This is a genomic window from Streptomyces synnematoformans, from assembly GCF_039531005.1.
Taxonomy (GTDB): Bacteria; Actinomycetota; Actinomycetes; order Streptomycetales; family Streptomycetaceae; genus Streptomyces; species Streptomyces synnematoformans.
The window spans coordinates 1-6,856 of the sequence record NZ_BAAAPF010000363.1 but is presented as its reverse complement, the minus strand read 5'-3'; the positions used below and the strand labels follow the sequence as shown (position 1 = coordinate 6,856).

The 6,856-nt window shown below is 76.4% G+C and carries 6 protein-coding genes; 4 read left to right on the top strand and 2 right to left on the bottom strand.

What is annotated here, in order from left to right; translation table 11 throughout:
• A partial coding sequence (locus tag ABD317_RS31970; protein ID WP_344294553.1) for a PucR family transcriptional regulator ligand-binding domain-containing protein occupies positions 1–614 on the bottom strand: 614 nt, incomplete at its 3' end.
• Positions 615–878: 264 nt separating this feature from the next.
• Here ABD317_RS31970 and ABD317_RS31965 point away from each other — a divergent pair.
• Genes ABD317_RS31965 through ABD317_RS31950 form a run of 4 tightly spaced genes read left to right on the top strand, consistent with a single transcriptional unit; the run spans position 879 to position 5,928 of the window.
• Positions 879–1,778, top strand: coding sequence for an FAD binding domain-containing protein (locus ABD317_RS31965; RefSeq protein ID WP_344294551.1), 900 nt, complete (start codon positions 879–881; stop codon positions 1,776–1,778).
• Positions 1,778–2,257 carry a (2Fe-2S)-binding protein gene (locus tag ABD317_RS31960; protein ID WP_344294549.1) on the top strand — a complete coding sequence of 160 codons (480 nt, stop codon included), beginning with the start codon at positions 1,778–1,780 and terminating at the stop codon, positions 2,255–2,257. Before ABD317_RS31965 ends, ABD317_RS31960 begins: the two co-directional genes overlap by 1 nt.
• Positions 2,257–4,647 carry a xanthine dehydrogenase subunit D gene (gene pucD, locus ABD317_RS31955; protein WP_344294547.1) on the top strand — a complete coding sequence of 797 codons (2,391 nt, stop codon included), beginning with the start codon at positions 2,257–2,259 and terminating at the stop codon, positions 4,645–4,647. The genes ABD317_RS31960 and pucD overlap by 1 nt, the downstream gene beginning before the upstream one ends.
• Before the next feature lie 60 nt (positions 4,648–4,707).
• Positions 4,708–5,928, top strand: coding sequence for an XdhC family protein (locus ABD317_RS31950; protein WP_344294545.1), 1,221 nt, complete (start codon positions 4,708–4,710; stop codon positions 5,926–5,928).
• 25 nt (positions 5,929–5,953) lie between these two features.
• Here the strand turns inward: ABD317_RS31950 and ABD317_RS31945 are convergent, their stop codons facing one another.
• Complete coding sequence (locus tag ABD317_RS31945) at positions 5,954–6,754, bottom strand: endonuclease/exonuclease/phosphatase family protein (RefSeq protein WP_344294543.1); 801 nt, start codon at positions 6,752–6,754, stop codon at positions 5,954–5,956.
• Positions 6,755–6,856 lie beyond the last annotated feature (102 nt).

Sequence of the window (6,856 nt, the reverse complement as noted above, 5' to 3'; positions counted from 1 at the left end):
CGCAGCGCCGCGAGGTGCTCGCCGGTGAGCCCTGCCGCCAGCTGCGCGGGCAGCCGCCCGCCGGCGGTCCCGGGCGCGGGGCCGGCGATCTGCCGGCCGGTGGGGGAGAGCACCCAGGCGCGCAGGTCCAGATCCGTGCCGAGGAGGTCGAGTACGACGTCGGGGCCGCCGCCCCCGGGCCCGGACGCCATCAGCCGGCGGTGCCGTTCCACCACGGCCGCGAGGTCGCCGGCCCGCTCGCCGGAGACCTGCCGTACGACGTGCTCGGTGATGGTGGCGAACGCGACGTCCTCGTCGACCGCGAAGAGCGGTAGCCGGTGCCGCGCGCACGCGCGCACCAGGTCCTCCGGGATCCCGCCCCCCGACAGCTCCGCCTCGCCCGCCGCCAGCGCGGCGACGCCGGCCGCGGCGAGGATCCGCACGAAGGGCTCCGAGTCCTCCGGGCCGTGCCGCCAGGCGAGCCCGGTGAGCACCAGCTCGCCGCCGGACAGGTAGCGGCCGGGGTCGGTCAGGTCGGTGGTCATGACGCCCCGCACCGTGCGGTCCAGTTCGGCCGCGCCGCCGAGCAGCCTCAGGCCCAGCGCCTCGGAGTCCAGGAGTGCCCGCAGCCTCATGCGCGTTCCCTTGCTGTCGGTCGTGCGCCGGACGGCCGGCCCGCCGGCGTACGCCGCCGGGCGCGGGCGGCCGCCCCGGGACGTCCCGCACCGGACGGATGCCCCGGCTTTCGTTCGAATCTACAAGAAGCGGGTTCCGGCCAGCCCCTCGCTTCATGTTTTCCGTGACTGCACCCGGACAGCAGCGTTTCTGTGTACTGGGACCACGTCCCGTGAACAACTGGAGAACGCACGTCCCGCTCGCCGAGGGAAAGCCGAGGACCGATGGACTTCCTGCGCCCCGCCGGCTGGGCGGAAGCGCTCGCCGCCAAGGCCGAGCACCCCGCCGCCGTGCCGATCGCGGGCGGCACGGACCTCATGGTCGAGATCAACTTCGACCACCGCCGCCCGGAGCAGCTGCTCGACCTCAACCGCGTCGCCGAGCTGCAGGAGTGGGAGGTCGGGGCGGACACCGTGCGGCTGGGGGCCTCCGTGCCGTACGCGCGCATCGTGGCGGAGCTGGGCGGGGCGCTGCCCGGGCTGGCGCGGGCGGCGCACACCGTGGCGTCTCCGCAGATCCGCAACCGCGGCGGGGTGGGCGGCAACCTCGGCACCGCCTCCCCGGCCGGTGACGCGCACCCCGCGCTGCTGGCCGCCGGGGCCGAGGTCGAGGTGGAGTCCGTCCGGGGCAGCAGGCGGATCCCGGTCGACGAGTTCTTCACGGGCGTCAAGCGCAACGCGCTCGCCCCCGACGAGCTGATCAAGTGGGTGCACGTCAAGAGGGCCACCGGGCCGCAGGAGTTCGCCAAGGTCGGCACCCGCAACGCCATGGTGATCGCCGTGTGCGCGTTCGGCATCGCGCTGCACCCGGACACCCGGACGGTCCGTACCGGCATCGGCTCGGCCGCGCCGACGCCCGTGCGCGCCGCCGCCGCCGAGGAGTTCCTGGCCGCCGCGCTGGCGGAGGGCGGCTTCTGGGACAGCGGCCGGGCGCTGCCGCCCGCCCTCGCCGGGCAGTTCGCGGAGCTGGCCGCGGGGGCGTGCAACCCGGTCGACGACGTGCGCGGCAGCGCGCGGTACCGCCGGCACGCGGTCGGGGTCATGGCCCGCCGCACGCTCGGCTGGACCTGGGAGTCGTACCGCCGGGGCGCGGCGGGATCCACGAGCGGGGAAGGAGCCGCGTGATGCGGGTGACGTTCACCGTCAACGGCCGGGAGCAGCAGGCCGACGACGTCTGGGAGGGCGAGAGCCTGCTGTACGTGCTGCGCGAGCGGATGGGCCTGCCGGGCTCGAAGAACGCCTGCGAGCAGGGCGAGTGCGGCTCGTGCACGGTACGGCTGGACGGCGTGCCGGTGTGCGCCTGCCTGGTCGCCGCCGGGCAGGCCGAGGGCCGCGAGGTGGTCACCGTCGAGGGCCTGGGGCAGGAGGGGCTGTCCGCGGTCCAGCAGGCGTTCGTCGACGCCGGCGCCGTGCAGTGCGGGTTCTGCACCCCCGGGCTGCTGGTCGCCGCGGACGACCTGCTGGAGCGCTTCCCCTGGCCGACGGCGCCGTCGGACGACGACATCCGCGAGGGCCTGTCGGGGAACCTGTGCCGCTGCACCGGCTACGAGAAGATCCTCGACGCGGTCCGGCTCGCCGCCGCCCGCCGGGACGAGGGGGCCTGATGTCCGACGTCACCCGGCTCCCGACCGGCCGCGGGCAGGCTGCCGGGACCGCCGGCGGCATCGGCGAGTCCACGCTGCGCCCGGACGGCACGCTGAAGGTCACCGGCGAGTTCGCGTACTCCTCGGACCTGTGGCACGAGGACATGATCTGGGGCCACACCCTGCGCTCCCCGCACGCGCACGCCGAGATCGTCTCCCTCGACACCGCCGCCGCCCTGGCCCAGCCCGGGGTGTACGCCGTGCTCACGTACGACGACCTGCCCGCGGAGCAGAAGAACTACGGCCTGGAGATCGCCGACACCCCGGCGCTCGCCGCCGGCCGGGTGCGCCACCACGGCGAGCCGGTGGCGCTGGTCGCCGCCGACCACCCCGAGACCGCCCGCCGGGCCGCGGCGAAGATCCGCGTTCGATGGCGGGAGCTGCCGCCGGTCACCGACGAGGAGTCCGCGCTCGCGCCGGGCGCCCCGGTCCTGCACCCCGACCGCACCGACGGCCACGCCCGCCACGTACCGCACCCGAACATCGTCCACCGCCAGCCGGTCGTCCGCGGCGACGCCGCCGCCGCGGCCCGCCGGGCCGCCCACGTCGTCACCGGCGAGTACGAGTTCGGCATGCAGGACCAGGCGTTCCTCGGCCCGGAGTCCGGCCTCGCGGTGCCCGCCGAGGACGGCGGCGTCGACCTGTACGTCGCCACCCAGTGGCTGCACGCCGACCGGCGGCAGATCGCGCCGGTGCTGGGGCTGCCGGAGGACAAGGTGCGCATGACGCTCGCGGGCGTCGGCGGCGCCTTCGGCGGGCGCGAGGACCTGTCGATGCAGATCCACGCCTGCCTGCTGGCGCTGCGCACCGGCCGGCCCGTGAAGATGGTCTACGACCGGTTCGAGTCCTTCTTCGGCCACGTGCACCGGCACCCGGCCAGGATCCGCTACGAGCACGGCGTCACCGCCGACGGCAAGATCACCCATGCCCGCTGCCGCATCGTCCTCGACGGCGGCGCGTACGCCTCCTCCACCCCGGCGGTCGTCGGCAACGCGGCGTCGCTGTCGATCGGCCCGTACGTCGTCGAGGACGTCGAGATCGAGGCGATCGGCCTCTACACCAACAACCCGCCGTGCGGCGCGATGCGCGGCTTCGGCGCGGTCCAGGCGTGCTTCGCGTACGAGGCGCAGATGGACCGGCTCGCCGCGGCCGTGGGGCTGGACCCGGTGGAGTTCCGGCAGCTGAACGCGATGTCGGAGGGGTCGCGGCTGCCGACCGGCCAGCAGGTGGACTCCCCGGCGCCGGTCGCGGAGATCCTGCGCCGGGTCAAGGCCCGGCCGCTGCCGCCGGAGCGGCAGTGGGAGACCGCCGGCGGCGCCGCGGACATACGGGCGCTGCCCGGCGGGCTGTCCAACACCACCCACGGCGAGGGCGTCGTACGCGGCGTCGGCTACGCGGTCGGCATCAAGAACGTCGGCTTCTCCGAGGGCTTCGACGACTTCTCCACCGCCCGGGTGCGGCTGGCGGTCAGCGGCGGGGAGCCGGTGGTCACGGTGCACACCGCGGCGGCCGAGGTCGGCCAGGGCGGCGTCACCGTGCAGGCGCAGATCGCCCGCACCGAGCTGGGCGTCGCGCAGGTGGTCGTCGCGCCGGCCGACACCCGGGTCGGCTCCGCCGGGTCCACCTCCGCCTCCCGGCAGACGTATATGACCGGCGGCGCGGTGCGGAACGCCTGCCGGGCGGTGCGCGAGCAGGTCCTCGCCCTGGGCCGGCGCAGGTTCGGCACGTACCACCCGGCGTGGGCGACGGCCGAACTGCTGCTGGCGGGCGGCAAGGTGGTCACGGACGGCGGCGAGGTCCTCGCGGACCTGGCCGACGTGCTCGACGGCGAGCAGCCCGTGGACGTCGAGCTGCCCTTCCGGCACCGGCCGACCGAGCCGTTCGGCATCGAGAGCGGCCAGGGCTTCGGCCACGTGCAGTACTCCTTCGCCGCGCACCGCGCGGTCGTCGAGGTCGACACCGAACTCGGGCTGGTCAAGGTCGTCGAGCTGGCCTGTGCCCAGGACGTCGGCAGGGCGCTCAACCCGCTGTCCGTCGTCGGGCAGATCCAGGGCGGCACGACGCAGGGCCTGGGCGTGGCGGTGATGGAGGAGATCGCGGTCGACCCGGCGACGGGGCGGGTGCGGAACCCCTCGTTTACCGACTATCTGATCCCGACGATCCTCGACACCCCGCCCATTCCCGTCGACGTGCTCGAACTGGCCGACCCGCACGCCCCGTACGGGCTGCGGGGCGTCGGCGAGGCGTCGACGCTCTCGGCCACCCCGGCGGTGCTCGCCGCCATCCGCCAGGCCACCGGACTGGCGCTGACCAAGGCTCCGGTACGTCCGGAACACCTCACCGGCACGTAGACGAGCGGGCGGTGGCCGGGTGCCGCGGCGGGCCGGCGGCCCTGCGAGGAGCTGATCACCATGCTGGACATCGCCGCCGACCTCGCCCGGTGGTGCGCGGAAGGCCGCCCCTTCGCCGTCGCCACCGTCGTGGGCACCAGCGGCTCCGCGCCGCGCGGCGCCGGCGCGGCGCTCGCCGTGGACGCGGCCGGCACGGCGGTCGGCAGCGTGTCCGGCGGCTGCGTCGAGGGCGCCGTGTACGAGCTGTGCCGGGAGGCCGTCGCGTCCGGCCGGCCGGTGCGGGGGATCTTCGGCTACTCCGACGAGGACGCCTTCGCCGTCGGGCTCACCTGCGGCGGGGAGATCGACATCCTCGTCGCGCCGGTCACCGCGGGTGGGCCCGGCGCCGCGGTGCTGCGCACGGCGCTGGCCGCCGCCGCCGGCGGGGAGCCCGCGGCCGTCGCCCGGGTCGTCGACGGGCCGGCCCCGCTCGTCGGGCAGGCGCTGCTGGTACGCCCCGGCGGCGCGTACGAGGGCCGCCTCGCCGGCCCGCTCCCGGACCTGCCGGACTGGGACGGCGCCGCGCTGGAGCGCGCCGCCGTCCACGACTCCGCCGCGCTGCTCGACGCGGGCCGTACGGACCGGGTGACGGTCGGCGCGGCCGGCGCCCGCTGCGGGCAGCCGGTGACGCTGCTGGTGGAGGTCAGCGTGCCGCCGCCGCGGATGGTCGTCTTCGGCGCGGTCGACTTCGCGCACGCGCTCGTACGCGTCGGCAAGTTCCTCGGCTACCGCGTCACCGTCTGCGACGCCCGCCCCGTCTTCGCCACGGCCCACCGGTTCCCGGAGGCGGACGAGGTGGCGGTGCGCTGGCCGCACGAGTACCTGGCGGACGCCCGCGCCGCGGGCGAGCTGGACGGGCGCACGGTGCTGTGCGTGCTCACCCACGACCCCGGGTTCGACGTGCCGCTGCTGACGGCCGCGCTGCGGCTGCCGGTCGCGTACGTCGGCGCCATGGGCTCGCGCCGTACGCACCTGGACCGCAACCGGCGGCTGCGCGAGGCCGGCGTCACCGAACGCGAACTCGCCCGCCTGCACTCGCCGATCGGCCTCGACCTCGGCGCCCGCTCCCCGGAGGAGGTCGCCGTCTCCATCGCGGGCGAGATCGTCGCGGCGCGGCGGGGCGGCACGGGGGTGCCGCTGCGGGGCGGGCACACGCCGATCCACCGCGACCCGCCGGCGGCGGGGCAGGCGGCTCGGCCGGGCGTGCCGGGGACCGCGGGCCGCGCCGGGGACGAGGGCTGAGGGCGCCCGGCCCGGCGGCCGCGGCTCAGCGCAGCTGCAGGTCCACGAGCACGGCGCGGTGGTCGGTGCCGGCCAGCTCGGGGAAGGCGATGTCCGCGGGGCTCAGCCGGTCGCCGACCAGGACGTGGTCGATCTGCGTGCCGAAGAGCGGGGCCGTCGACGCCGGCCAGGTCGGGGTGCGGGAGCGGCCGAGCAGCATCGCGCTGTCCCGCAGCCCGGTGTCCAGGATGTCGCGGAACGCCTCGTGGTCCTGCGAGGCGTTGAAGTCGCCGCCGAAGACGGCGGCCCCGTCGCCGCGCGCCGCAGCGGCGTCCCGCAGCCGCCCCAGCTCGGTGCGCCAGGCGTCCATGGACCCGGGCGTCGGCGGCATCGGGTGCACGACCTGCAGCCGCACCCGCACGCCGGCGACGCGCACGGTGGCCCCGGGCATCGACAGCGTGCCGCGCACCCCGGGCTCCGCGGTCAGCGGGTACCGGCTGAGGATGGCGGAGCCCTCGGCGGGGTCGCCGGAGTCGATGACGCGGTACGGGTACGCGGCGCGCAGCGCCGGGGCGCGCAGGGCGGCGACGCAGCGGGTGTCGCACTCCTGGACCAGGGCGATGTCCGGCTCGTGGGTGCGGAGCGCCGCGCGCAGGGCGGGGGTGGCGTCGCCGAACCGGAGGTTGGCGGTGAGCAGGCGGAACTCGGCCCGGGGCGGGGAGGAGGGCGGGTCGGCGGCGGACTGGTAGGGGGCGGACGAACCAGACGGTGGCCGCGAGTACGACGAGCGCCCAGACGCACCCGGCGCGGTTGCGGGCGGCGGCCATGAGGAGCAGCCCGACGGCACCGGGGACGAGCAGCCAGGGCAGGAAGGCGGTCAGCTGCGGCAGGGGCGTCACCCCGTCCCGGCCGCCGACGCGGAACGCGACGACGACGGACACGAGGAGCA